Origin of the sequence: Nonomuraea sp. PA05 (assembly GCF_008086045.1) — a bacterium.
Lineage (GTDB): Bacteria > Actinomycetota > Actinomycetes > Streptosporangiales > Streptosporangiaceae > Nonomuraea > Nonomuraea monospora.
The window spans coordinates 183,712-207,420 of the sequence record NZ_VSEY01000023.1 but is presented as its reverse complement, the minus strand read 5'-3'; the positions used below and the strand labels follow the sequence as shown (position 1 = coordinate 207,420).

Genomic DNA, 23,709 nt, shown 5'->3' with positions numbered 1-23,709 from the left:
GATGAACAGATACCCTGTGACCCCCACCCTGTTTCCTCATTGGAGTGTGTGTGTCTAAGGCTGGGCGGCTCGTCGTCCTCGTCTCCGGCTCTGGAACCAACCTACAGGCCCTGCTGGACGCTTCCGCCGACCCGTCGTACGGGGCTCGAGTGGTCGCGGTCGGCGCCGACAGGGAGGGGATCGAAGGACTGGCCAGGGCTACCAGGGCGAATGTCCCGACTTTTGTCGAAAAAGTGGGCAATTATGCGGCTCGGGCGGACTGGGATGCCGCCATCGCGGCCAAGATCGCATCGTACGAGCCCGACCTGGTCGTGTCCGCGGGCTTCATGAAAATTTTGGGTACGCCGACGCTCGACGCGTTCCCTGTGCTGAACACGCATCCGGCACTGTTGCCGTCCTTCCCCGGCGCCCACGGCGTGCGCGACGCGCTGGCCCACGGGGTCAAGGTGACCGGCTGCACGGTCATGCTGGCCGACGAGGGAGTCGACACGGGGCCGATCGTGGCGCAGGCGGCGGTGCCCGTGCAACCAGACGACGACGAGGCGGTCCTGCACGAGCGCATCAAGGTGGTCGAGCGCCGCCTGCTCGTCGAGACCGTCGGCCGGATGGCTCGCGAGGGCTGGACGGTCAGCGGACGTACCGTCCGAATCGGCAACCACACAGGAGGGGAATCCACGTGACTCGCATCGCCATCCGGCGCGCGCTCATCGCTGTTTACGACAAGTCCGGGCTCGAAGAGCTGGCCAGAGCCCTCGACGGCGCCGGAGTGGAGATCGTCTCGACCGGTGGCACCGCCGCCGCGATCTCCTCCTACGGCATTCCGGTGACGAAGGTGGAGCAGCTCACCGGGTTCCCCGAGTGCCTGGACGGGCGGGTCAAGACGCTGCACCCGCGCGTGCACGCCGGGCTGCTGGCCGACGTCACCAAGCCGCACCACGTGGCGCAGCTCGACGAGCTGGAGATCGACCCGTTCCAGCTCGTCGTGGTGAACCTGTACCCGTTCCAGGAGACGGTGGCCTCCGGGGCGACCGACGCCGAGTGCGTCGAGCAGATCGACATCGGCGGCCCCGCCATGATCCGCGGCGCCGCCAAGAACCACAACACCTGCGCGGTCGTGGTGAACCCGAGCTTCTACGGCGACGTGCGCAACGCCCTCGACGAGGGCGGCTTCACGCTGACCGACCGCAAGCGGCTGGCCGGCATCGCGTACGCGCACACCGCGTCGTACGACGTGGCCGTGGCCAACTGGTTCGCGGGCACGTACGTGGGCGAGGGCGAGGAGTTCCCCGAGTTCGCCGGGACGGCGTACGAGCGCAAGGCCACGCTCCGCTACGGCGAGAACCCGCACCAGCGCGCGGCACTCTACGCGGGCGGCACGGCCGGCAGCGGCGGGCTGGCAGGCGCCGAGCAGTTGCACGGCAAGGAGATGTCGTACAACAACTACCTCGACTCCGACGCCGCCTGGCGCGCGGCGTGGGACTTCGCCGAGCCCGCCGTCGCCATCATCAAGCACCAGAACCCGTGCGGCATCGCCATCGGCGCCGACGTCGCCGACGCGCACCGCAAGGCGCACGCCTGCGACCCCGTCTCGGCCTACGGCGGCGTGATCGCCGTGAACCGGTCTGTCACGGCCGAGCTGGCCCGGCAGATCGCCGACGTGTTCACCGAGGTCGTCATCGCCCCCGGGTACGACGAGGAGGCGCTGGAGGTGCTGCGCGCCAAGAAGAGCCTGCGTCTGCTGGCCTGCGCGCAGGGCCCGTCCTCGCCGACCGAGTTCCGCAGGATCGACGGCGGCCTGCTCGTGCAGACCGTGGACCGCGTGGACGCGCCCGGCGACGCGGCGTCGCAGTGGGAGCTCAAGACCGGCGACCCGGTCTCGGCCGAGGTGCTGGCGGACCTGGAGTTCGCCTGGCGCGCCTGCCGCTCGGTGAAGTCGAACGCCGTCCTCCTGGCCAGCGGCGGCGCCACCGTGGGCGTTGGCATGGGCCAGGTCAACCGGGTCGACTCCTGCCGCCTGGCGGTCACCAGGGCAGGGGAGCACGTGGCCGGCTCCGTGGCGGCCTCCGACGCTTTCTTCCCCTTCCCTGACGGGCTGGAGGTGCTGCTGGAGGCCGGCGTTCGCGCGATCGTCGAGCCGGGCGGCTCCATCCGGGACGAGCTGGTCATCGAGGCGGCGAAGAAGGCCGGGGCGAGCCTCTACTTCACCGGCACGCGCCACTTCTTCCACTGATGTTCCACAAGGGGCGACATGATCACCATGTCGCCCCTTTATCCGTTTTTGCGGTTAAGTTCGGTTTTTGCGGCGAGCATCCCCGCGTCCGGGCTACCCTGAACTCCTCCCCGATCCTCTTCCCCGGAGTTCACCTATGGCGCTCGACGCGATCCTGCAGGCGTTCGTCACCCTGAACGGCCTGGCCACCAGCCCCTTCGTGCTTCTGGTCCTCGCCTTCATCGGCGCCTACCTCGGCAGCCGCGTCGTAGAGGTCATCCCCTACACTCGCCGCATCATCGAGCGCCGCGAGGCCCAGGCCGCCGCCGCCGAGCGCGACTAAGGGTCCCCCTTCCCCAGGAGCTCCAAGACGAAGGGTCGCCCTTCCCCAGGAACTCCAAGACTAAGGATCCCTCTTCCCGAGGAACTCCAGCAGGTGACGCAGCGTCTCCCCGGGCGCTTCCTCCGGCAGGAAGTGCCCAGCCTGGATCGCCCCGCCCCGGACGTCCTCGGCCCACTCCCGCCAGACGTCGAGCGGGCGATACCACTGCCCGACCGCACCTGACGCGCTCCACAACACCAACGTCGGACACCGGATGCGCCGACGTCCCCGGTCGGCCTCGTCATCGGCCACGTCCAGCGTGGCCGCGGCGCGATACTCCTCGCAGATCGCATGGACGGTCTCCGGATCGGCGAAGGCCGCCACGTAAGCGGCCCGCACCCGTTCGGGAAACGCCCCCGGCACCTCCGACCAGGCATCGAGCATGTGGTCGACCAGCACCTGCGGCGCCGCCGCGATCAGCCGCTCGGGGACGGGCTCCGGAGCGGCCAGGAACGACCAGACCCAGAAACCCAGGCTGAACTCGGCGTCCGCACGGGCGTAGGCCTCACCGGTGGGCACGACGTCCAGCACCGCCAGGCGGCTGATCGCGTCCGGATGGTCGAGCGCCATCCGGTACGCGCACCGGGCGCCCCTGTCGTGCCCGACCACCGCGAACCGCTCGAACCCCAGCGCCGCCATCACCTCCACCTGGTCGGCGGCGATGGCCCGCATCCGGTACGGCCCGTGATCGGGCGCGCTGGGCGGCTTTCCGCTCGCGCCGTAACCACGCAGATCGGTCGCCACCACGGTGAATCGCTCGGCGAGGGCCGGTGCCACGCGGTGCCACATCAGGTGGGTCTCGGGGATGCCGTGCAGCAACAGGACCGCGGGGCCCGACCCGCCGCGGACGCCGTGGATCGTCGTTTGCGTGGTCGGGAGGTCGAACGTGTCGAAACCGTCGAACACGGGCCGCTACCCCCTCAGGGCGTTGTGATGAACACGGGCCGCTACCCCTTCAGGGCGTTGTGATGAATACGGGCCGCTACCCCTTCAGGGCGTTGTGATGAATACGGGCTGCTATCCCCTCAGGGCGTCGTGATCGACGGGTGCGATCGCCACGCCAGTTGGGCGGCACCCGCCAAGCTGGCCCGCACCCCCAGCGAGCTCTGCCTGACCTCCACGCTCCGCACGAACGGCAGCCCCGTCACGTCGTCCAGGGCGTGCCGCAGCGGCTCGAAGAGCACCTCACCGGCGGCCGACACGCCACCGCCGATGACCACCGCCGTCAGCTCCACGGCCGCCGCGGTGGACGCGATCATGCCGGCGAGGGCCCTGGCGCTGCGCTGGAAGGCCGCCACCGCGATGGGGTCTCCGGCGGCGGCGTCCTGAGCCAGCATCCGCGCATCGGCCTGGGCCAGCACGTGGGCATCGGCCTGGACCGGCGCCCGGACATTGGCCTGGGCCAGCGCGCGAGCATCGGCCCGGACCGGCGTCCGGACATTGGCCTGGGCTGGCGTGCGCGCATCGGCTTGGGCCAGCGTTCGCGTATCGGGCGGGGCGTCGGCTTGGGCTGGCGTCCGCGTATCGGGCTGGGCGTCGGCTTGGGCTGGCGTCCGCGTATCGGGCTGGGCGTCGGCCTGGGCCGGCGTTCGGGCATCGGTCTTCCCCTGGGTACCGGCCTTAGCCTGCTCCTGCGGCGAGTCCGGTGGGGTGGAGCCGTCGGCGCGGGAGGCGGCGCCCGGTGACCAGTTGTTCTCCAGGGCCCAGCGGACCATGTTGGGGCCGCTGGAGTAGCGTTCGACGCAGCCCCGGCCGCCGCACTCGCAACGTTCCCCGTAAGGGTCGATGCTCATGTGGCCGACATGTCCGGCGTTCCCGGTGGGGCCGAGGAGCGGGACGCCGTCCAGCACCAGCCCGCCGCCGATGCCGGTCGACACCACGACGCCCAGCAACGACGAGCAGCCGCGGCCCGCCCCCAGCCAGTGCTCGCCCAGGGCGAAGCACTGGGCGTCACCCGCCAGCACGGTGGGCAGCGTGGTCAGCTTCCTTACCTCCTCGCGCAGCGGGAAGCCGCGCCAGCTCGGCATGTTCACCGGGCTCACGGTGCCCGAGGCGAGGTCCACGGGGCCCGCGCAGCCGATGCCGACGGCCTCGGGTGGCGGGCCGCCGTCCATGACCTCCGTGACGAGGGCCGCCAGGGCGGACATGACCTCCTCACGAGGCGTCGGACGGGTCGCGGAACGCAGGATCGAACCGGCCTCGTCCACCAGTGCGGCGGCGAGCTTGGTTCCTCCGATGTCTATGGCAAGTACGCAGCTCATCAGTGTTTGTGGTGGTTGTCGGGCTGGCGGGGGTCGCCAGGGTGCTCCAGTCCGGGCATCAGTCTTACTCTCCTGGCACGCAGGTCGTCGAGCCACCGCGCGAAGGCTTTCCGGCGGGCGGCCCTAAGGAGGTCGTGGTCTGGGGGGTGGGGCTCGCGGTCGTGGGTCTGGTGGGTCGGTTCGCGGTTCTGTGCTCGGCCGGGCGGTTCTCGGTCGTGGTTTCGGCTGGTCGGCTCCCGGTAGGGCGGGACCTCGAAGGTCGCCGCGGCGGGGAGAACGGTGGTCTCGCCGGCCAGTCGTACGCCCGCGCCGCGCAGCTCCAGCGACGATTCGTGAGCGCCCTCGGCGACGGTGACGCGCAGCACCTGGCGCGGCTCGCCGGGCGTGCCCACGAACAGGTCGGTCGACTCTGCGGACAACAGGCGGAAAGGCAAGGGGACCTCCGTGCACTTGTTGCTGGCGCCCGTAACACTAAGCCCTTGGATGATCGATGACAACGATGTCATCGCGGGGCTGTGGATAACTCGGGCCGACTGCCTGGAGCCTGTGGATAACCCGGTGAGGGTGGGTGGGGCGGTGTGCGCGTGGTCCGGTGCGGAGAAACGAGACGGGCATGGAAGGATTGCGGCATGAGCGCAGTGAAACTCGATGGCAAGGCGACCGCCGCCAAGATCAAGGCAGACCTCAAGAACCGGGTGGCAGCGCTCAAGGAACGAGGCGTCACCCCTGGCCTGGGCACCGTGCTCGTGGGCGACGACCCCGGCAGCCAGATCTACGTCGCGGGCAAGCACCGCGACTGCGCCGAGGTGGGCATCGCCTCCATCCGCGTCGACCTGCCCGCCACCGCCGGCCAGGCCGACGTGGAGGCGGCCATCGACGAGCTCAACGCCTCTCCCGCGTGCACGGGCTACATCGTCCAGCTCCCGCTGCCCAAGCACCTCGACACGATGGCGCTGATGGAGCGCATCGACCCCGCCAAGGACGCCGACGGCCTGCACCCCGTCAACCTCGGGCGGCTCGTGCACATGGTCGACGCCCCGCTCCCCTGCACGCCGCACGGCATCGTGCTGCTGCTGCAGGAGTACGGCGTGCCGATCAAGGGCGCCGAGGTCGCCGTGGTCGGGCGCGGCATCACGGTGGGCCGGTCGCTCGGCCTGCTGCTGACCCGCCGCAGCGAGAACGCGACCGTCACCCTCTGTCACACCGGCACGCAGGACCTGGCCGCCCACGTGCGGCGGGCCGACATCGTGGTGGCCGCGGCCGGGGTGCCGGAGCTGATCAAGAAGGACATGGTCAAGCCCGGGGCCGCCGTGCTCGACGTCGGGGTCTCCCGGGTCGCCGGCAAGATCGCGGGTGATGTGGCGCTGGACGTGGAGGACGTCGCCGGGTACCTCACGCCCAACCCGGGCGGGGTCGGGCCGATGACCCGGGCGTTGCTGCTGTCCAACGTGGTGGAGGCCGCCGAGCGCCAGCTCCGGTGAGTGCCGCCTCCGTCATTTGACGGAGGTCCGGGCCGCCGCGTCGCTCCAGGATGGTCCTCAAGCGCTCTGCCTGCACGAATGCGGGCAGGGCTCGGGCTTGAGGAGGTGTCCATGGAGCTGGACGGGCTGGTCGCCGTCGTCACCGGCGGCGCCTCCGGGCTCGGCGCCGCCATCGTGGATCGGCTGGCGTCCCGTGGGGCCAGGGTCGTTTACGGCGACTTGCACGACCGCGTGGACGGCGCGCACCGCTCCCTCTTCCACCCGCTGGACGTCCGCGACCCCGGCTCCTGGCAAGCCCTCGCCACCAAGATCCGCACCACGTACGGCCGCCTCGACATCCTCGTCAACAACGCCGACGTCAGCACCCGAGCCGACCTCCTGACCACCACCGACGCCGACTGGGACCGCATACTCCGCACCAACCTGTGGGCCCCCTGGACAGGCATCCGCACCTTCATCGAAGACCTGACCACCAGCCCCCGGGCCAGCGTCGTCAACATCGGCTCCATCTACGGCCACATCCCGCCGCCACCACCCCCCGCACCCCCGTCCTCGATCGCCTACCAGGTCAGCAAGGCCGGCCTGCACATGCTGACCAGGACGGCCGCGGTGGAGCTCGCCCCCCGCGGCATCCGCGTGAACAGCGTCCTGCCGGGTGTCTTCGTCACCCCGCTCCTTCAGGACCTGCCCGCCGACCAGCTCCGCCCCCGCATCGAGCGGGCCCCCATGGGCCGTCCAGGCGATCCGGCCGACGTGGCCGCCGCCGTCTGTTACCTGGCCTCTCCTGAGGCGTCGTTCGTGACGGGCGTCCTGCTGCCCGTGGACGGCGGATACACCGCGTCCTGATGAATCCCCCCATGAGTGAGAGGTCGCGATGAGAAGCGACAACACCACCACCAAGACAGCCCCGGCAGCCACCTCGAAAGTGCGCGCCGTCGTGGCCGGCAGCTTCGGCAACGTCATGGAGAACTACGACAACCTGGTGTACGCCTACACGGCCACCACCCTGGGCAAGCTGTTCTTCCCCGACTCCGACGGCCTGGCGGGCACCCTCTACACCTTCGCCGTCTTCGCCGTCGGCTTCCTCATGCGACCGCTCGGCGCGATCACGTTCGGGCACGTCGGCGACAAGTTCGGCCGCAGGATCGCGCTGGTCGTCAGCGTGCTGATGATGGGCGCGGCCACGACCCTGATCGGCCTGCTGCCGACGTACGAGAGCATCGGCGTGCTGGCCCCGCTGCTGCTGGTGGTGCTGCGCATGGTGCAGGGCTTCTCGGTGGCGGGCGAGTGGGCGGGGTCGGCGGCGTTCCTCGTCGAGTACGCCCCCGAGCGCAGGCGCGGCTTCTTCGGCAGCTTCAACCAGGTCTCGACGGCGGCCGGGTTCCTGCTGGCGTCCGGGGTCGTGGCGCTGAACAGCACGATCTTCACCGAGCAGCAGGTCACCGAGTGGGCCTGGCGGGTGCCGTTCCTGCTGTCGGCGCTCACGGCGGTGGCGGCGCTCTGGCTCAGGTACGGCCTGGCGGAGACGCCGGCGTTCGCCGAGGAGCAGGCGAAGGGGGAGACGGCGGCGAGCCCGCTGCGGGAGGGCCTGCGCACGCAGTTCGCCGGCATCGCCCGCGGCTTCGGGTTCACCATGTTGTGGACGGTCGCGTACTTCTTCTTCCTCACCTACCTGCCCACCTGGCTCACCGACGTGGCGGGCGTGGACGCGGGCGTGGCCCGCGTCTCGAACCTCGTCGGCCTGGTGACGCTGACCGTGTGCATCGCGGCGTTCGGCGCGCTGTCGGACCGGATCGGCCGCAAGCCGCTGCTGATCGCCGCCGCGGCCGGATTCCTGGTGCTGAGCTGGCCGGTCATGGCGTTCATCCAGAACGGGGGAGTGTTCGGGGTGTTCGCTGGGCAGATCGCGATCGGGGTGATCCTGGCGATGTTCTCGGGGCCGGGCCCCGCGGCGCTGTCGGAGCTGTTCCCGACGAAGCTGCGGTATTCGACGATGTCCATCGGATACAACTTCGCGGTCATGGCCTTCGGCGGCACGGCGCCGTTCGTGGCGACCGGGCTGGTGCAGCTCACCGGCTCGGGGATGGCGACGGCCCTGCTGCCGATCGTGTCGGCGGCGGTCACGCTCGCGGTGGTGGCGGGCATGAAGGAGAGCGCCCACGGGCGCCTTCACTAGGAGGGCATCATGACGAACCTCATCGCGGTCGAGGGCACGTACGAGGAGATGGGGGCGGAGCTGGGCCGCCGCACGCGCGAGCTGGTCGAGCGCAGCGTGCAGACCTACCTGCGCCGATTCCGCGACGACGCCGGCCTGTCCGCGCAGGACGTGACCCGCTGGGGCGCGACCTACCTCGACGTGGCCAGACGGTACGACGCCCGCATCGCCGCCATGCTGGAGGGCCTGGCGGCCGGCGCCGGCCAGCCCATCGAGCACATCACCGCGCTGAACGCCCGCACCGAGATGCTGTACGGCACCGGCTACCGCGACGAGGGCTGCACCTCGGTCGCCGTGCTTCCCAAGCACACCAGGCAGGGCCACACGCTGCTCGCCCAGAACTGGGACTGGCATCCCGAGCAGGGCCCGGTCACGTTCCTGCTGGCGACCAGGGACACCGCGGGCTTCGCGGTGCTGACGCTGGCCGAGGCGGGCATGCTGGCCAAGTCGGGGCTGAACTCGGCGGGCCTGGGCGTGTGCGCGAACCTTCTGGTCTCCGACCGTGACAGGGGCGGCGCCGGAGTTCCGTACCACTTCCTGCTGCGCGGCGTGCTGCAGTCGCGCACGATGAGCCAGGCGCACCGCAAGGCGCTGGACGTGGTGCGCATCTCGTCCGGCAACCTGCTCATCGCCGACGCCGGCGGCGAGGCGATCGACCTGGAGGTGGCGCCGGACGTCTTCGGCGCGCTGCTGCCGCAGGACGGCCTGATCACGCACTCCAACCACTTCCAGGCCCCGCTGCCGCTGGTGGACAGGAAGGCCGCCACCTCGGCGCTCACCCTGCTGCGGCCCGCCCGCGCCAGGCACCTGCTGGAGGACGCCGCCGCGGCCAGGACCCTGGAACTGAAGGACGTCGTCGCGGCCCTGCGCGACCACTACTCCTACCCGGACAGCATCTGCCGCCACGTGGACCCGGACGTCGCCAAGGGCGAGGAGATCGCGTCCGTCTACTCCGTGGTGATGGACCTGGACGCCCGCGAGTTGTATATCGCCGAGCACCCGCCCTGCGAGCGCCCGTACGAGAGGTGGCGGCTGGACGACCTGTTCGCCCCCGGCGCCGCGCCCGAGACCTGCTTCGCCATCGAGGAGGACCATGCCTGACCGTTCGACGATCTGCCTCACGTTCGACTTCGACGCGATCTCGCTCTGGCTGGCGCGCGGCATGACCTCGCCGGGGCCGGTGTCGCGCGGCGAGTTCGGGGCGCACGCCGTGCCGCGGATCCTGCGGATGCTGCGGGAGCGCGACATCACCGCCACGTTCTTCATCCCGGGGCACACGGTGGACACCTATCCCGCCGAATGCGCCGCCATCGCGGAGGCGGGCCACGAGATCGCGCTGCACGGGTACGCGCACGAGCCGGTCTCCAAGCTGGACAGGGCCGGGGAGCTGGCGGCGGCCGTGCGGGCCCGCGAGTCGATCGTCAAGGTCACCGGGTACGAGCCCGTCGGCAACCGCACGCCGAGCTGGGACTTCACCCCTTCGACCGTGGATGTGCTGCTGGAGCTGGGCTGCGAGTACGACTCCAGCCTCATGGCCACCGACTACACCCCCTACTACGCCAGGCGCGGCGACGTGGCCGACCCCGACGGCCCGTACCGGTTCGGCGAGCCCACCGATCTGGTCGAGCTGCCGGTGTCGTGGACGCTGGACGACTACCCGCAGTTCGAGTACCTGCGGCTGGACAACGCCGTCCTGCCTGGATTGCGCGACCCGGCGGCGGTGTTCCGCAACTTCCTCGACGACATCGACTACATGCTGCGCGACGAGCCCGGCGGGATGTGCGTGCTGACCTTCCACCCCCAGGTCATCGGACGCGGCCACCGCCTGCTGGGCCTCGAACGTTTCCTCGACGCCTGCCTGCGTCGGCCGCTGGACTTCCGCACCTGCGTGTCGGCGGCGCGGGCGTTCCGGGCGGCCTGATGCGGGCGCTGGTCATGGGCGCGGGCGGCGGGATCGGCTCGGCCGCCTGCGCCGCCCTGTCGGCGGCGGGCCACGAGGTGGTGACGGCTGACTCGCCGCGTTCCCCTGTCCCGGTGGACGTGGCGGCCGACCTGGCCGAGCCGGGCGCGGCGCGGGCCGCGGTGTCGCGGGCGTGGGAGTCGTACGGGCCGCTGGACGCGCTGCTGCACGTCGCCGGGCTGTTCCCGGCGCGGCGCGCGCTGGAGACGACGGAGGAGCTGTTCGACACGGTGATGGCGGTCAACACGCGCTCGGCGCTGATGGCCGCGACGGCGCTGGCCGAGCTGTGCGTACGGCACCGCCGTCCCGCCTCCGTCGTGTTCACCAGTACGGGCGGCGCGTCGCGGCCCCGGCCCGGCACCACCGTCTACGCGGCGTCGAAGGCGGCGCTGGAGGCGGTGACCAGGGGACTGGCGCTGGAGTTCGGGCCGCTGGGGGTGCGGGTCAACGCGGTCGCGCCCGGGTTCGTGGACGTGGGGTCGCCGCTGAACCCGGTGCCCGCGGCGTACGTCGAGGCCGTGCGTTCCGCCAGTCCGGCGGGCAGGGTGGCCACGCCGGACGACATCGTGCCCAGCCTGCTGTGGCTGTGCTCGCCGGACTCCGCCTGGGTGAACGGTCACGTGCTGGCGGCGGACGGCGGCGCGGGGCTCGGCTCGCCGGGCATGCCGTCCTGGCTGGGCGAACCTCGGGCTTAGTGGCCCGGGGGCGGGGGCCTGAAGCGGTGCCTGGCCAGCTCGACGGGTGAGATGACCCGGCTCCTGCCGTCCTGCACCTGGTGGACGAGGTGCGCGTGGGCGAGCGAGGCGTCGAACGTGTCGTCGGGGTAGGCCAGCGCCCGCTGCCCGCGCCCGCCGAACCAGTACGGCCCGGCGGCGCCCCTGTGCACGGTCTCGCGCAGGTCGCGCACCATCGCGCCGAAGTCCCACGGCCGGCCCACCGAGGCCCAGGCGCCGGCCAGCAAGTGGATCATGTCGTAGTGGATGGCCGCGCTGCCGCTGCCCGGTTCGTCCCCGTACGCGCGGCGGTAGCGCTCCATGAACCTGGCGCTCACCGGGTCGCCGTACGTCCCGATGACCGTGGACCACAGCATGCCTTCCGCCAAGCCCTCCATGCGCTCCTCGAAGCGGGGGATCGTGGGCGTCCAGACGGTGTGGACGAGCGCGCGGGAGCCGGTGCCGCGCAGCTCGCGCAGGAACAGGCGGAGCTCGTCCTCGACGTAGGTGCAGACCAGCACGGCGGCCGGATCGCCGGCCTGGAGCGTCGCCACGACGGACGGCCACGGCACGCCCGTGTCAGGGACGGGCACGACGGCGGCCAGCTCCCAGCCGCACGCGGAGGCCAGCTCGTCGAGCCCGTACGCCTGGCCGGTGTCCCAGCCGTCGGCCCGCACCACGGCCATGATCCGCCGGTTGTCCGGACGCCACTGGCCGGACGTCGCCAGCAGATCCAGCGTCCTGACGAATCCGGACAGGTAGGCGGTCTCCGTGGCGCACACCTGGAACGTCTGCCCGAGCACGCCGGGGTTGTCGTGGACGTGCTCGGCGATCGCCGGGGTCACCATGGAGTGCATGAGCGGCGCCCGGTACTCGGCGGCCCGCGTGATCGCGTCCAGGTGGTGGCGGGGGCTGACGTTGCCGAGGGTGATGGCGTCCACGTCGTGCGAGCGCAGGTAGTCGACGGCGGCCAGCAGGTCGGCGTCGGTGTCGCCGGACACCTCGATGGCCAGGTGGTCGATGCGGCGGCCCGCCACCCCGCCTCTGGCGTTCAGCTCGTCCACGGCGATGGCGGCGCCGCGGCGCATGGCCAGCGCGTCGAAGCGGCGCGGGCCGTCCGTGGGGTAGATCGCCCCCAGCCGGATCGGCCGCCGCCGCGCCTCCCCCCTCGGCGCCACCACCCCCCAGCCGCCGCCCTCCCCGGCCGCACGCTCACCGTCGCCCGCGCCCGCCTGCCCGACCATGCGCCTGCCGTCGCCCGCGCCCGCCTGCCCAGCCATGCGCCTGCCGTCGCCCGCCTGCCCAGCCATGCGCCTGCCGTCGCCCGCGCCCGCCTGCTCGGCCGCGCGCCCGCCGGGTTCGGCGAACGGGGCGAGCAGGGCGTCCTCGGCCATGGCCAGCGCCGCGGCTGCCGCTCGCGTCGGCGCCCCCAGCTTGGCCAGCACGTTCTCCACATGCGTGGCCACGGTCCGAGTCCCGCACCCCACCCGCGCGGCCGTCTCGGGGTTGGTCATGCCGACGGCCACACAGGTCAGCACCTCGTGCTCCCGCTGCGTCAACCCCCACGGCGCCCCACCGCACCGCAGGGCCTCCAGCCCGGTGACGGGCCCGCGCTCCGTGTCGTGGCTCTCGATGACCACCCGGTACAGCTCCCGGTCGGCCCCCCGCCAGTAGTACCGCGACGTGCCCCGGCCGGCCCGCCGGGCGTGCTGGACGAGGGCCTGGTTGCGGGCGAAGAACGCGCCGGCGCCGGTGAGCACGCGCTGACCGGCGTCCACCGTGAGCCTGGCCCTGAACGGAGGCTCGGCTTCCAGACGTTTCCCCATTCAGTGACGATACCGGGCGAAGTGTTTCAGAACGGATACCGGGCGATGTCCCCTCATGGGGCTACGGATCCACGCCCACCGCCACGTCGAGCAGCAGGGGTGTCTCGCGGGTGGCGAGCGCGGGCAGGACCTCGTCGAGGGTTCGTGTCAGGTCGGCGTACGTCTCGACGCGCTGCGCGGGGCAGCCGAGCGACCTGGCCATGGCGCCCAGGTCCACCTCGGTGAACGGCGGCCACGGGCCCTTGCCGCCGCCGTGCTTGTCGGCCAGCCGGTCCAGGACCGCGTACCGGCCGTTGGAGAGCACCACGAACAGCACGCCCACCCGGTAGTGGGCGGCGCTCCACAGGCCCTGCACGCCGTACAGGGTCGAGCCGTCGCCCAGCACCGCGACGACGGGCCGGTCGGGCAGTGCCATGCGCAGGCCGACGGCGGCGGGCACGCCGAACCCGAGCCCGCCCATGGCCGCCGAGATGAAGCCGAACGACGTCCTGGCGGGCACGATCGCATGCAGGTCGGGCCGCGCGGAGGGCGCCTCCTCGACGAGCACGACGTCGTGCGGGAGGCGTCCGGCCAGCTCGTGCAGGACGTCCACGTGCCGCAGCGGCCCGCCCGCGTAGGGCTCGTGGCCGGACACCCGTGAGAAGGCGCCGCCGCGCGCGGGGACGGGCAGCAGCTCGGCCAGGCACGCGCAGACGGCCTCGGGCGAGGCGAGGTAGGCCAGGTCGGCAGGGCTGCGGTGCGCCACCGCCGGGTCGTCCGTGACCAGCGCGATCGCCGTGCCGGGCTCGACCAGCGGCCCAGGCTCGTAGGAGTACTGCCGGAACACCGGCGCCCCGACCGCCAGCACCACGTCGTGGGGCCGCAGCCGCTCCCGCAGCCGGATCCGGTCGTCGGGCAGCACCCCCGCGTACTGCGGATGGTCCTGCGGGAACCCGGCCCGCCCGCCGAACGACTCCTGGTACACCGGACAGCCCAGCCGCTCGGCCAGCGCCACGAGCGCGAACCACCCCGGCCCCACCCCGGACCCCGCCACGAGAGCGGGCCTGCGCGCCTTCGACAGCAGCTCCACCAGGGGTGCGAGGTCGGCGTCCGCCACGGCCACGGGGCGCAGCAGCCGCGCGGGCGCCGCCACGGTCTCGTCGTCGAAGGGCGCCTGCCAGTCGTCCATCGGCACCACTACCAGCGCGGGCCCCCTGGACGTGGTCGCCTCGTGGAAGGCCCGCAGCACCGCGCCCGGCACGTCCTGCGCCCGCACCGGCTGGTCGACGCGCACCGGGTAGTCGCCGGCCAGCCTGTCGAGCCGCCCGGCCAGGAACGGCTCCAGCGCCAGGTGCCGCCGGTCCTGCTGGCCGACGATAATCACCAGCGGCACCCGGTTCTCCCTGGCGGTGGTGATGGCGTTGACGGCGTTGCCCAGCCCGGCCGCGCTGTGCAGCAGGGCCAGCGCGGGGGTCTCGCGGCCGAGCGCCCACCCGATCGCCAGGCCGACCACCGAGCCCTCGTGCAGGGCCAGCACGAACCGCAGGTCGTCGGGCAGCCCGGCCAGCAGCGGCACCTCGGTCGAGCCCGGGTTGGCGAAGACGGTGGTCAGCTCGTAGCGCCGGAAGATGTCGAAGACGGCGTCCCTGACGGTTCTCATGGTGCCCTTCTGGCTCGCTGGATCTGCCGGTAGAGGTGCCCGCGCAGCTCCCCGAAGCGGGGCAGTGACCGCGTCGTGAGCTGGTCGCGCTCGGCGGGCAGGTCGATCTTGACGTCCTCCAGCACCGTGGTCGGCGACGAGGACAGCACCACGACCCGGCGGCCCAGGTAGACGGCCTCGTCGATGTCGTGGGTGACGAACAGCGTGGTGATCTCCAGGTCCCGCCACAGCCGCAGGATCAGGTCCTCCAGGTCCGCTCTGGTCTGGGCGTCCACGGCGGCGAACGGCTCGTCCATCAGCAGCACCTGCGGCTCGTACGCGACCGCGCGGGCGATCGCTACCCGTTGCTGCATGCCGCCGGAGAGCTGCCAGGGATGCGCGCCGGCTGCGTCGGCGAGCCCGACGGCGTGCAGGGATTCGGCGACCAGGCTCCGCCGCCTGCTCGCGGGCAGCCGTTTCTCCTTCAGCGGCAGCTCCACGTTCTGGCGGACGGTCATCCAGGGGAACAGGCTGCGGCCGTACTCCTGGAAGACCACGGCCATGGACGGCGGCGGGCCGGTCACGCGCCTGCCGTCCAGCCACACCTCGCCGCCGGTGGCCGGCAGCAGCCCGGCCACGCAGCGCAGCAGCGTGGTCTTGCCGCAGCCCGACGGGCCGACGACGCAGACCAGCTCGCCTGCGCGCACGCTCAGCGTGATCGAGCCGATGGCCTCCACCCGGCGGCCCGGGCTCTGGTACACCTTGCGCAGGTCGTGGATCTCAAGCACGGGCGGCTCCACTGCCGTAGTACCAGGCCAGCACCCACCGCTCCACACGGCGGAAGAGCAGCGACAGCCCGAGCCCCAGCAGCCCGAGCAGGAGGATCCCGCTCCACATCTCGGCGATCTGGAACTGCCGCTGGAACAGCACGATCGTGAAGCCCAGGCCGCTGGAGCTGGCGAACATCTCGCTGATGACCATGAGGATGATCCCGATGGACAGCGCCTGCCGCAGCCCCGTCATGATCTGCGGGCTCGCGCCGGGCAGCACGAACCGCCGCATCCTGGACGCGCCCCTGATGCCGTACATGCGGCACGTGTCGGAGAGCACCTCGTCCAGCGCCCGCACGCCCTCCACGGTGTTGAGCAGGATCGGCCACACGCAGCCCGACACGATGACCAGCACCTTCATCGGGGTGTCGATGCCGGCCAGCAGCATGATCAGCGGCACCAGCACGGGCGGCGGGACGGCCCTGAAGAACTCCAGCACCGGCTCCAGCGTGGCGCGCAGCCGCCGCGACAGCCCGATCGGCACGCCCAGCCCCACGCCGAGCAGCGCGGCCACCGCGTAGCCCGCCAGCAGCCGCCCGACGCTGGGCAGCACGTCGTCCACGATCCGCGCGGAGAACCAGGTCTCGGCGAACGCCCGGCCCACGGCGGCCGGGCTCGGCAGGTAGAAGGAGCTCCCGCTGACCGCCCACCACAACAGCACCAGCAACCCGGGAAGCGCCAGCAAGCGGACGACCCTCACGCCGCCACCTCCGAGCGCACGGCCGGCCTCACTTCTCACGCCGCCACCTCCGAGCGCACGGCCGGATGCCAGGCCAGCACCCTGCGCTCCAGCAGCCGCACGGCCGCGTTCACCGCGATGCCGACCAGCCCGGCCACCACGATCAGCGCGTACACGGACGGCACCGCGCCGCTGCTCTGCGCCACCTGGATCTCGGCGCCCAGCCCTGGGCTGCCGATGACCAGCTCCGCCGTCACCGCCAGGATGAACGCCACCGCCGCCGCCAGCCGCAACCCGGTCATCACGTACGGCAGCGCGGTCGGCCACACCACGTGCCTGACCCGCGCCCAGGCCGACAGCCCGTACGACCTGGCGGTGTCGAAGGCCACCTGGTCGACGGCCGCCACGCCGTACAGGACCTGGATGAGCACCTGCCAGAACGAGGCGTAGACGACCAGCATCAGCGTCGAGCCGAGCGAGGGCCCGTACAGCAGCGTGGCCAGCGGCACCAGCGCGACCGACGGGATGGGGCGCAGGAACTCGACGGTCGAGTTCGTCAGCGCCCGCAGGCCCGGCACGATGCCGATGATCACCCCGGTCACGACCGCCGCGCAGAACGCCAGCGCCAGCCCGATCGCCCAGCCGCGCATGGTCTCGCCCAGCGCGAGCCACAGCCCGGCCGTGCGGAGCTGCCCGGCCAGCGTGGCCAGGATCTCGGACGCGGGCGGCAGGAAACGCTGGTCCACCAGGCCGAGCCGGGGCACGGCCTCCATCAGGAGCAGCAGGCCGGCGAGCCCGGCGGCGCCGTACCCGAGCCTGGGCAGCAGGCCGTTGCGACGGATCACGGCACCAGCGCCGACACGTCGACCTTCTCCTTGAGCACCCCGTCCGCCGCCGCCAGATCGGCGATGGTCTGCACGGACTGCTTGTTCACCGCCACGGGCCACTTCGGCAGCACGATCTGCGCGATCACCTCAGGAGCGATCTTGGTGTACGTCTTCAGCGCCTCGCGCACCTCGTCCGGATGCGAGTCGGCGTACTCCAGCGACTTGGTCATCGCCGCCGTGAACCGCTTGGTCAGGTCGGCGTCGGCCTTGCCGGTGGTGAAGTACATGGCCACGGTCAGGTCGGGGGCGGCGTCCACGAAGTTCCACGCGACGGGGCGGGCGCCCTGGCTCCTGGCCTGGCTGACGAACGGCTCGACGACCCAGATGGCCTCCACCCGGCCGCTCTGCAGCGCGGCGGGCGCGTCGGGGAAGGGCAGCTCGACGAACTCGATGCCGGTCGGGTCGCCGCCGGCGTTGCGCACGGAGGCGCGCACGGTGGTGTCGCCGATGTTCTTGAGCTGGTTGACGGAGATCTTCTTGCCCGCCAGGTCCTTGGCCGTCTTGATCGGGCTGTCGGGCTTGACCAGCACGGCGCTGAAGTCCTTGCCCTGCTCCCCGGTGGAGGAGACGCCGTTGGTGACGACCTTCACGTCCAGCCCCTGCTGGGTCGCCGTCAGCAGCGAGGTGGTGTTGGCGAAGGCGAACTGGAACTGCCCGCTCACCGCGCCGGAGATGGCCGCCGCGCCGCCCTGGACGGGGGTGATGGTGAGGTCGATGTTCTGCTCGGCGAAGTAGCCCTTGGCCTTGCCGAGGTGGATGGGCGCGGTGTCGACGATGGCGATCACACCGGCGTTGACCTTGGTCGGGCCCGCGCCCTGGGTGGGCGTGGCGGGCGGGGAGCCGCCGCAGGCGGTCACGGATAAGGCGGCGAGGATCACGAGAGCGCGACGCACGGCTTGCTCCTAGTTGTTCGCGATGCGCACAGGTATTCTCTGCTCGAACAACCCCGTATCGCGGAAGCTACGCCTTTGTCGGCTCCTGTCAAGGGGATCACCATGGTCGATCATGTGCAGTCGCTGGCCCGCGGGCTCGCGGTGATCCGGGCGTTCAGCGCCGCCGAGCCCGAGCTCACGCTCAGCCAGGTGGCCCGCGCGACCGGGCTCAGCAGGGCGGCGGCCAGACGGTTCCTCATCACGCTGACCGATCTCGGGTACGTGCGCGCCGACGGGCGGCTGTTCGCCCTGACGCCGCGCGTGCTGGAGCTGGGCTACGCCTACCTGTCCAGCCTGTCGCTGCCCGAGGTGGCCGACCCGCACCTCGAACGGCTGGCCGCCGAGGTGCGCGAGTCGGCCTCGGTGGCGGTGCTCGACGGGGAGGACGTGGTGTACGTGGCGCGGGTGGCCACGGCGCGGATCATGCGCGTGAGCATCAGCATCGGCACCCGGTTCCCGGCCTACTGCACGTCGATGGGGCGGGTGCTGCTGGCGGCGCTGCCCGGGGAGGAGCTGGAGTCGTACCTGTCGCGGGTCTGCCCGCGGCGGCTCACCTCCCGCACGATCGTGCTGCCCGCGGCGTTACGGGCGGAGCTGGACGGGGTGCGGGAGCGCGGGTGGGCGATGGTGGACCAGGAGCTGGAGGAGGGGTTGCGCTCGATCGCCGCCCCGATCAGGGACCGGACGGGACGGACGGTGGCGGCGGTCAACGTCTCGACGCACGCCACCCGGACGAGCTTGCAGGCCGCCGAGCGCGACCTGCTGCCGCCGCTGCTGGCCACGGCGGGCCGGATCGAGGCCGACCTCGCCTCGCTGTCCCCCACCCGCGCCTGATCACCGCCCACCTGCCCTCTTCACTCAGGACCTGCACCTCAGATCGCGGCCACCTCGGGGTGGGCGGGTCAGCGGGCACGGTAGCGGTCCGTGGCCAGCCGGGTGGCGCGGATCGCCGCGTCGGCCGTTTCGTAGCGCCGCTGGGCGAGCCCCACGAAGATGCAGTCCACGATCAGCAGCTGGCTGATCCGGCTGGCCAGTGCCCCCGGCCGGAACGCCGTCTCCCGCCCCGCGGACACCAGTGTGTGATCCGCCAGCTCGGCCAGCGACGACCGGGGATTGTTCGTGATGCCCACCACCATCGCCCCCGCCGCGGCCGCCGTCCGGGCGGGCACCAGCACGTCGGGCGTCTCTCCTGTGCAGCTGATCGCGACGGCCACATCGCCCGTCTTCAGCAGCGCCGCGCTGGTCAGCGCCAGGTGGGCGTCGCTGAACGGGTGGCTGGACAGCCCGATCCGCAGCAGTTTCTGCGACATGTCGGCCGCCACCAGCCCCGAGGCCGCCACGCCGTACACGTCCACCCGCCGCGCCTCGGAGATCGCGGTCACGACCTCGCCGAGCTGGTCGGGGTCGAGCTGGGCGGCGGTGTCGGCCAGCGCCTCCGACTCGGCCCGCGCCACCTTGGCGATCACGTCCGTCAGCGGGTCGTCGGGCCCGAGGTCGCCGGGCACCAGCCGCTCCGGCTCCTTGGCCACGGCCGCGGCCAGCGCGAAGCGGAGCTGCGAGTAGCCGGTGAAGCCCAGCGCCCGCGCCGTGCGCACGATCGTCGCCTCGCTCGTCCCGGACACGGCGCTGAACTCGGTGATCGTGCTGCGCACGACCAGCCCGGGGTCGTCCAGGATGAGGCGGGCGATCGACTGGGCCGCCGGGGTGAGCGAGGGCAGCACGGCGCGTACGGCCGCGACCGGGTTCGCCGGTTCGGCGCTCATGCGACCAGCCATTCGGCGGCGGCCAGCGCGGAGACCCTGGAGATGCCGTGCGTGGCGACGTGCGTGGCGCCCGGTGGCGGGGCCGGGACGCCGGTGTCCACGATGATCGCGTCGGGCCGGACGGCCAGCGCCTTGGCCACGGTGTCGCGGACCCAGGGGTGCCGGGCGGCGTCGTGCACCACCAGCACGACCGGCCGCTCGTCGAAGACGGGCAGCTCGCCGTCGGGGCCCAGCCGGACGCTGCCGGTGTTCGGCAGGAGGGCGGCCAGCGCGGCGGTGACGCCGGTCTGCGTGGCGGGGTCCACGGCCTGGTTGAGCCGGGTGTTGATCTCGACGACCAGCGGCGCCCGGTCCAGCCCGGCGGCCCCCGACGTGGTCAGCGCCCTGCGGGCGGCCCGCAGGCCGACGCCCTCGTCGAGGTCGTCGTGCGCCTCGGCCCTGGCGCGGGACTGCCCGTCGTACCAGCCGGACAGCGCGCTCACCCGCGCGGCGGCCTCGGCCAGCCGCTCCTCGGGCAGCCTGCCGTCGCGGACGGCGTCCACGAGCGCGTCGCGCAGCTCGCGCAGCCCGTCCTCGGTGGTCAGGCCGACGCAGATGGCGTCCACGCCGGCGGCGATCGCGCGCACCGCGATCTCGCCGGGGCCGAACATGGCGGCCACCGCCCGCATCTCGATCGCGTCGGTGACGAGCATCCCGTCGAATCCGAGCTCGCCCCTCAGGAGTTCGGTCAGGACGGTACGGCTGAGCGTCGCCGGCATCGACGGATCGAGCGCGGGCACGAGCAGGTGGCCGGACATGATCGAGCGCACCCCGGCGTCGATCGCGGCCCGGAACGGCGGCAGGTCGCGCTCGGCGAGCACCTCGCGCGAGGCGTGCACGGTGGGCAGCGCCAGGTGGGAGTCGGTGACGGTGTCGCCGTGGCCGGGGAAGTGCTTGGCGCAGGCCGCCACGCCCGCGCCCTGCACGCCGCGCACGTAGGCGACGGTGTGGCGGGCGACGAGGTCCGGTTCTGGGCCGAACGAGCGCACGCCGATGACCGGGTTGGCGGGGTTGGCGTTCACGTCGGCGGAGGGCGCGTAGTCGAGCGTGATGTCGAGATCCGCGAGCATCCGGCCGATCTGGCGGCCCACCTGCTCGGTGAGCGCCACGTCGTCCACGACGCCCAGTGCCCGGTTGCCGGGGAAGGAGCTGCCGGCCATGACCTCCAGCCGGGTGACGGTGCCGCCCTCCTCGTCGATGGCGATCACGGTGCCGGGGTGCTCGGCGCGCAGCTCCCGTACGAGCCGGGGGTTGACGACGTTGCGCGCGAACAGCACGACGCCGCCGAGACCCTCTCCCAGCGCGCGGCGCAGCCAGTCGGGGGCGGAGGTCCCGTCGAACCCCGGATGCAGCACCGTCATCGCCAGTCTGCACAGGTCACGGCTCATCGGCATTTTCCTTCACGGTTGTTGATCTGAAGGTAATTTTCTGTCATCGTCGGCCTCGACACAACCACTTCCGAGAGGCCACCCCCCATGCCCAGCAGAAGGACTCTCCTGAAGGGTCTCGCCCTCGCCGCCGCCGCTTCCGCCGTCCCGCTGCCCGCCTTCGCAGAAGCCGGCTACGTGCCGCCGTTACGGCAGATGCGGGGCATGTGGATCGCTTCCGTGGTCAACATCAACTGGCCGTCCAAGCCCGGGCTGAGCGCCGACGAGCAGAAGGCCGAGTACCTCGCCTGGCTGGACGTGGCCGTCCAGAGGAAGCTCAACTCGGTGTTCGTGCAGATCAGGCCGACCGCCGACGCGTTCTGGCCGTCACCGTACGAGCCGTGGTCGCAGTACCTGACCGGCACCCAGGGGCAGGACCCCGGCTACGACCCGCTCGGGTTCGCCGTGGAGGAGACGCACAAGCGCGGCCTGGCCTTCCACGCCTGGTTCAACCCGTACCGCGTCTCGATGCAGGCCGACCCCGCCAAGCTGCACCCCGACCACCCCGGCCGTCAGCACCCCGACTGGATCCTGCCGTTCGGCGGCAAGCTCTACTACAACCCGGGCATGCCCGAGGTCCGCAAGTTCTGCCAGGACGCGATGATGGACGCGGTCACCCGCTACGACATCGACGGCCTGCACTTCGACGACTACTTCTACCCGACCAACACCACGGCCTTCGACGACGCCGAGGAGTTCGCCAAGTACGGCGCGGGCTTCCCCGACCTGGCCTCCTGGCGGCGCAACAACGTCGACCTCATGGTGCAGGAGATGCAGCAACGCGTGCTGGCCGCCAAGCCGGAGATCGCCTGGGGCATCAGCCCGTCCGGCATCTGGCGCAACAAGGCCACCGACCCGCTCGGCTCGGAGACCAACGGCGGTCAGTCGTACGACAACCTGCACGCCGACACCCGCGGCTGGGTCAAGAAGGGCTGGCTGGACTACATCGCGCCGCAGCTCTACTGGTACATCGGGCAGCCGCCGGCCGACTACTCCAAGCTCGTGCCCTGGTGGTCGGACGTGGCGAGCGGCACCAGCACGCTGCTGTGGATCGGGCAGGCCGCGTACAAGGCGGGCGACCCCGCGCAGGCGGCCGAGTGGCAGGTGCCGGACGAGCTGTCCAGGCATCTCACGCTCAACCGCGAGCACCCCGAGATCGGCGGCGACATCTGGTACAACGCCAACGACGTCAAGGTGGACAGGATCGGGTCCATCTCCACGGCCGTCAACGACCACTACCAGCGGCCCGCGCTCGCGCCCGTGCTGCCCAGGCTGGCGAACGGGGAGCCGCCGAGGCGGCCGGTGCTGGCCTACGCCAAGCGCCGCTCCGGCGGGGTCGAGGTGCGGGCGGTGGCCACAGGCAGGGACGAGCCGTTCCTGTTCGCCATCTACCGCTTCGACCGGCACGCGCACTCCGCCAGCGCCTTCGCCGATGCGCGCAACCTCGTCGCGATCGTGCCAGGCGACCGGCAGATCCGCTGGACCGACCCCGACGGCGAGCGTGGCGACCACTACTACGCCGTGGCGGTGGACCGGGCCAACCGGACCAGCAAGCCGAGCAACGGGTTCCGGGCGATCTGAGGGGTGCTGCCCGGATTGAACTGAGTTGAAGTGAGGGCGTGCTACGCCTGCGCGCGTCGCTGGCCGTTTTCCTGACCGGCGACGAGCCCGGCGTACACGCCCTTTCGGACGGTCACCGCTGCTCGAATCCGTGCCGTTTCACCGGCACGGTGGGGGCTCGGGGTCCGACGCTGCCGGAACCCCTCGCCGTAGCCCCGGTCGCGAACTCAGAATCCCTGTTAAGACGCCCTGCGCCCGGCCGCCGAAGGCTGCTCGGCCGAGTTGCCCGACGCCCGCTGTGGCGGGACCACAGGGGTCGGGCGCACCAGACCGAGCGCCACGACCTCGTTGGCCAGCCGGGTGCGCCGGTTGGTGCCCTCCGGGATCCTGAACTTCTGGTAGAGCCGCAGCAGATGCTGCTTCACCGCGGCCTCCGTCACGACCAGGTCGTCGGCGATCTCGCGAGCGGTCGCCGGAGCGACGAACGCCTCGTCCGACAGCGCCGGCCTGCAGAGCGAGGTCAGCACATCGACCTCGCGCCTGGTCAGCTCGGGCGCCGCCGCCCTGCGCAGCTCGACCTCGGGGGTGAAGTCCTCTCGGGGGACTCCACCGATGCGACCCCGCGCCGCGCCAAAGGAGACGACGTCGCCGTCGTCAAGAACCCTCCGGGCGATCGGCCTGCCGTTCACCCGCGTGCCGTTCCTGGACAAGCCCAGGTCCACCACGTACAGGTAGGGTCCTCGTCTGACGAACTCGGCATGGAGTCGAGACACGCTGGGGTCGGTGAGCCGGATGTCTACACCCCGGCCCCTTCCGACCGTCGTGATCTCGGGGCGCAACGGGACCACCTCGCCAGTGTCCTCGATGCGTATGAACGGCCCCTCCACGGCAGTTCCTCCCCAGGTAGCCCGCCGTAACTATTACTAC

At 71.9% G+C, this 23,709-nt stretch carries 23 protein-coding genes; 11 read left to right on the top strand and 12 right to left on the bottom strand.

From position 1 onward, the window contains the following. The first annotated feature begins 50 nt into the window (after nucleotides 1–50). The 3 genes from purN to FXF51_RS33405 all read left to right on the top strand — a co-directional run bounded on the left by purN (nucleotide 51) and on the right by FXF51_RS33405 (nucleotide 2,552). The gene (purN, locus tag FXF51_RS33415; protein WP_222871573.1) at nucleotides 51–680 is read left to right on the top strand and encodes a phosphoribosylglycinamide formyltransferase; all 630 of its coding nucleotides are present in this window, start codon (nucleotides 51–53) and stop codon (nucleotides 678–680) included. Next, on the top strand, nucleotides 677–2,230 hold the full coding sequence (gene purH, locus FXF51_RS33410; RefSeq protein WP_148438671.1) for a bifunctional phosphoribosylaminoimidazolecarboxamide formyltransferase/IMP cyclohydrolase: 1,554 nt from the start codon (nucleotides 677–679) through the stop codon (nucleotides 2,228–2,230). Before purN ends, purH begins: the two co-directional genes overlap by 4 nt. A gap of 136 nt (nucleotides 2,231–2,366) precedes the next feature. After that, a complete protein-coding gene (locus tag FXF51_RS33405; RefSeq protein ID WP_148438670.1) occupies nucleotides 2,367–2,552 on the top strand; it encodes a hypothetical protein in 186 nt (61 codons plus the stop codon). A 60-nt stretch (nucleotides 2,553–2,612) separates the two neighbouring features. Here FXF51_RS33405 and FXF51_RS33400 read toward each other — a convergent pair whose 3' ends face one another. The 3 genes from FXF51_RS33400 to FXF51_RS33385 all read right to left on the bottom strand — a co-directional run bounded on the left by FXF51_RS33400 (nucleotide 2,613) and on the right by FXF51_RS33385 (nucleotide 5,271). Next, entirely contained in the window at nucleotides 2,613–3,497 is an 885-nt protein-coding gene (locus tag FXF51_RS33400; protein WP_148438669.1) for an alpha/beta fold hydrolase, read from the bottom strand. Between the two features lie 119 nt (nucleotides 3,498–3,616). After that, complete coding sequence (locus FXF51_RS62905; RefSeq protein ID WP_262380011.1) at nucleotides 3,617–4,852, bottom strand: ROK family protein; 1,236 nt, start codon at nucleotides 4,850–4,852, stop codon at nucleotides 3,617–3,619. Beyond that, the gene (locus FXF51_RS33385) at nucleotides 4,852–5,271 is read right to left on the bottom strand and encodes a hypothetical protein (RefSeq protein WP_187414702.1); all 420 of its coding nucleotides are present in this window, start codon (nucleotides 5,269–5,271) and stop codon (nucleotides 4,852–4,854) included. The genes FXF51_RS62905 and FXF51_RS33385 overlap by 1 nt, the downstream gene beginning before the upstream one ends. A 210-nt stretch (nucleotides 5,272–5,481) precedes the next feature. Between FXF51_RS33385 and FXF51_RS33380 the strand changes: the two genes are divergently transcribed. The 6 genes from FXF51_RS33380 to FXF51_RS33355 all read left to right on the top strand — a co-directional run bounded on the left by FXF51_RS33380 (nucleotide 5,482) and on the right by FXF51_RS33355 (nucleotide 11,203). Next, entirely contained in the window at nucleotides 5,482–6,333 is an 852-nt protein-coding gene (locus tag FXF51_RS33380) for a bifunctional methylenetetrahydrofolate dehydrogenase/methenyltetrahydrofolate cyclohydrolase (RefSeq protein ID WP_148438667.1), read from the top strand. A gap of 111 nt (nucleotides 6,334–6,444) precedes the next feature. Continuing rightward, nucleotides 6,445–7,179, top strand: a complete 735-nt coding sequence (locus tag FXF51_RS33375; RefSeq protein WP_148438666.1) for an SDR family NAD(P)-dependent oxidoreductase — start codon at nucleotides 6,445–6,447, stop codon at nucleotides 7,177–7,179. A 28-nt stretch (nucleotides 7,180–7,207) separates the two neighbouring features. Continuing rightward, nucleotides 7,208–8,509 carry an MFS transporter gene (locus tag FXF51_RS33370; protein ID WP_148438665.1) on the top strand — a complete coding sequence of 434 codons (1,302 nt, stop codon included), beginning with the start codon at nucleotides 7,208–7,210 and terminating at the stop codon, nucleotides 8,507–8,509. A gap of 9 nt (nucleotides 8,510–8,518) precedes the next feature. After that, on the top strand, nucleotides 8,519–9,649 hold the full coding sequence (locus FXF51_RS33365) for a C45 family autoproteolytic acyltransferase/hydolase (RefSeq protein WP_148438664.1): 1,131 nt from the start codon (nucleotides 8,519–8,521) through the stop codon (nucleotides 9,647–9,649). After that, nucleotides 9,642–10,469, top strand: coding sequence for a polysaccharide deacetylase family protein (locus tag FXF51_RS33360; protein ID WP_148438663.1), 828 nt, complete (start codon nucleotides 9,642–9,644; stop codon nucleotides 10,467–10,469). The genes FXF51_RS33365 and FXF51_RS33360 overlap by 8 nt, the downstream gene beginning before the upstream one ends. After that, entirely contained in the window at nucleotides 10,469–11,203 is a 735-nt protein-coding gene (locus FXF51_RS33355; RefSeq protein ID WP_148438662.1) for an SDR family NAD(P)-dependent oxidoreductase, read from the top strand. Before FXF51_RS33360 ends, FXF51_RS33355 begins: the two co-directional genes overlap by 1 nt. Here the strand turns inward: FXF51_RS33355 and FXF51_RS61095 are convergent. The 6 genes from FXF51_RS61095 to FXF51_RS33325 all read right to left on the bottom strand — a co-directional run bounded on the left by FXF51_RS61095 (nucleotide 11,200) and on the right by FXF51_RS33325 (nucleotide 17,954). Then, nucleotides 11,200–13,047 (bottom strand): ABC transporter substrate-binding protein, encoded by a 1,848-nt coding sequence (locus FXF51_RS61095; protein ID WP_187414698.1) that lies wholly within the window; start codon nucleotides 13,045–13,047, stop codon nucleotides 11,200–11,202. The genes FXF51_RS33355 and FXF51_RS61095 overlap by 4 nt on opposite strands. A gap of 61 nt (nucleotides 13,048–13,108) precedes the next feature. Beyond that, nucleotides 13,109–14,686, bottom strand: a complete 1,578-nt coding sequence (locus FXF51_RS33345; protein ID WP_148438661.1) for a thiamine pyrophosphate-dependent enzyme — start codon at nucleotides 14,684–14,686, stop codon at nucleotides 13,109–13,111. Next, nucleotides 14,683–15,453 carry an ABC transporter ATP-binding protein gene (locus FXF51_RS33340; RefSeq protein WP_148438660.1) on the bottom strand — a complete coding sequence of 257 codons (771 nt, stop codon included), beginning with the start codon at nucleotides 15,451–15,453 and terminating at the stop codon, nucleotides 14,683–14,685. Before FXF51_RS33340 ends, FXF51_RS33345 begins: the two co-directional genes overlap by 4 nt. Continuing rightward, entirely contained in the window at nucleotides 15,446–16,195 is a 750-nt protein-coding gene (locus tag FXF51_RS33335; protein ID WP_148438659.1) for an ABC transporter permease, read from the bottom strand. The genes FXF51_RS33340 and FXF51_RS33335 overlap by 8 nt, the downstream gene beginning before the upstream one ends. A 35-nt stretch (nucleotides 16,196–16,230) precedes the next feature. Next, nucleotides 16,231–17,016: an ABC transporter permease gene (locus FXF51_RS33330; protein ID WP_262380014.1), complete on the bottom strand. Its 786-nt coding sequence runs from the start codon at nucleotides 17,014–17,016 to the stop codon at nucleotides 16,231–16,233. Further along, complete coding sequence (locus FXF51_RS33325) at nucleotides 17,016–17,954, bottom strand: ABC transporter substrate-binding protein (protein WP_148438658.1); 939 nt, start codon at nucleotides 17,952–17,954, stop codon at nucleotides 17,016–17,018. Before FXF51_RS33325 ends, FXF51_RS33330 begins: the two co-directional genes overlap by 1 nt. Before the next feature lie 102 nt (nucleotides 17,955–18,056). Between FXF51_RS33325 and FXF51_RS33320 the strand changes: the two genes are divergently transcribed. Further along, a complete protein-coding gene (locus FXF51_RS33320; RefSeq protein ID WP_148438657.1) occupies nucleotides 18,057–18,827 on the top strand; it encodes an IclR family transcriptional regulator C-terminal domain-containing protein in 771 nt (256 codons plus the stop codon). 68 nt (nucleotides 18,828–18,895) lie between these two features. Here the strand turns inward: FXF51_RS33320 and FXF51_RS33315 are convergent, their stop codons facing one another. Next, complete coding sequence (locus FXF51_RS33315) at nucleotides 18,896–19,756, bottom strand: MurR/RpiR family transcriptional regulator (protein WP_148438656.1); 861 nt, start codon at nucleotides 19,754–19,756, stop codon at nucleotides 18,896–18,898. Further along, nucleotides 19,753–21,183: a glycoside hydrolase family 3 protein gene (locus FXF51_RS33310; RefSeq protein WP_148438655.1), complete on the bottom strand. Its 1,431-nt coding sequence runs from the start codon at nucleotides 21,181–21,183 to the stop codon at nucleotides 19,753–19,755. The genes FXF51_RS33315 and FXF51_RS33310 overlap by 4 nt, the downstream gene beginning before the upstream one ends. A gap of 87 nt (nucleotides 21,184–21,270) precedes the next feature. Between FXF51_RS33310 and FXF51_RS33305 the strand changes: the two genes are divergently transcribed. Continuing rightward, entirely contained in the window at nucleotides 21,271–22,803 is a 1,533-nt protein-coding gene (locus FXF51_RS33305; RefSeq protein WP_148438654.1) for a glycoside hydrolase family 10 protein, read from the top strand. A gap of 218 nt (nucleotides 22,804–23,021) precedes the next feature. Here the strand turns inward: FXF51_RS33305 and FXF51_RS33300 are convergent, their stop codons facing one another. Continuing rightward, on the bottom strand, nucleotides 23,022–23,669 hold the full coding sequence (locus tag FXF51_RS33300) for an FHA domain-containing protein (RefSeq protein WP_148438653.1): 648 nt from the start codon (nucleotides 23,667–23,669) through the stop codon (nucleotides 23,022–23,024). Between the last annotated feature and the right edge of the window lie 40 nt (nucleotides 23,670–23,709).